Source organism: Lacihabitans sp. CS3-21 (assembly GCF_024343675.1).
In the GTDB taxonomy this organism is placed as follows: domain Bacteria; phylum Bacteroidota; class Bacteroidia; order Cytophagales; family Spirosomataceae; genus Leadbetterella.
This window is the reverse complement of the sequence record NZ_RJUD01000084.1, coordinates 1-1401: the sequence shown is the minus strand read 5'-3', so window position 1 is coordinate 1401 and position 1401 is coordinate 1. Positions and strand designations below refer to the sequence as shown.

The 1401-nt window shown below is 34.4% G+C and carries 2 protein-coding genes; one reads left to right on the top strand and one right to left on the bottom strand.

From position 1 onward, the window contains the following. A partial coding sequence (locus EGI24_RS14565) for a DNA-processing protein DprA (protein ID WP_255048910.1) occupies positions 1 to 591 on the top strand: 591 nt, incomplete at its 5' end. Position 592: 1 nt separating this feature from the next. Here the strand turns inward: EGI24_RS14565 and EGI24_RS14560 are convergent. Next, positions 593 to 1162: a hypothetical protein gene (locus EGI24_RS14560; protein ID WP_255048909.1), complete on the bottom strand. Its 570-nt coding sequence runs from the start codon at positions 1160 to 1162 to the stop codon at positions 593 to 595. Positions 1163 to 1401: the final 239 nt, after the last annotated feature.

Here is a 1401-nt window from a genome sequence, read left to right as displayed (position 1 = left end):
TTGGCCAATAGTTTGGAGACTGTTTATCCGAGTTCACACAAAAAAGTGGCAAAGGAAATAGAAGAAACTGGCTTGCTCATATCCGAACAGCCTTTTGGTACGATTACTAAGCCATCATTTTTTGTGGCTCGAAACAGAATTATTGCTGCTTTAGCAGATGCAACAATTGTGGTAGAATCTGCGAGAAAAGGTGGTTCAATGGTAACCGCAGAATATGCCAACAATTACAATAAGGAAGTATTTGCCATACCAGGCGGCATTTTTCAAAAGTACTCTGAAGGGCCTAACTATTTGATAGCGAACAACAAAGCACAGATTTTTACAAATACGGAGGATTTTGTGGAATGGATGAAGTGGAATTCGGAAAATGGTAAATCAAGAATTATAGAAAAAGAAGTTTTGGACCTGACCAAATATACCCAAGAGGAAAGTAAAGTACTGAGTTTATTGATGCATAATGGTGAAATGCTGATTGATGACCTGAGTTGGCATTCTCAGATTCATTTGAATAAACTGGCTTCAATATTGCTCAACCTTGAATTTGCTGATTTGGTAAAACAAAGCCCTGGGAAAAAGTTTACCATGAAATAAGTCACTTTTTAGCTTTCAATAGTGTCCTAAATCCCCAAGCAAACAAACCCGTAAGCATGAGCAAAATATTGTACATCGTAAATCCCCATTTTAGGAGGCTAAAGGATGATGCTAATTTTACTATAAATAGGTTTTGAGTAGGAAAAGCAAACAATAAATACGCTATCGAAATATTTTCGAAAACATCTGCAAAACCAATCAGAAAAGGAAATACATTAAACAATTGAAAATAATGATTGCTCGAAAACGAATTTCTGAAAAATAAACTGAGCAATAAACTGTAGGAAATACAATAGATGATAGGATAAAGAATATCAATAAATAGGACATATATTTTATAATACATGATTCCAATACCTCCAATCGAACTCATCAAGTCATAAAACTGGTTTGATGTATAGCCGAACCTCAACTCCAAAAGTACTTGATTTTGCAATGGATTAATGAGGGCTTCCATTTTGGGAATAATGAAAACCGCAAAAATCACTTGTGAAAAAAAAGCCAGCAAAATCATCTTTAAACTGGCTGAGGCATGTAAATAGGATGAAAATCTTCTCAGATTTTTTAACATTCAATCATTAGGGTAACTAACAGCAATTTATAAAATTTGACATTTATTGACAATATTTTTTTAAAAATTCAAACCCAATGAAAAGCCAAAGTTTGGTTGAACACCTTCTTTGATGACAAATGTGGTTAAAGCCCCGTTATCATTAACTCCGTAGTATCCGTAATTCGTGGCGTTTGCAGGACTTGTGTCGACTTTTTGATTGGTAATTTTTTGTGATATAAATCTGATTCCACCGCCTA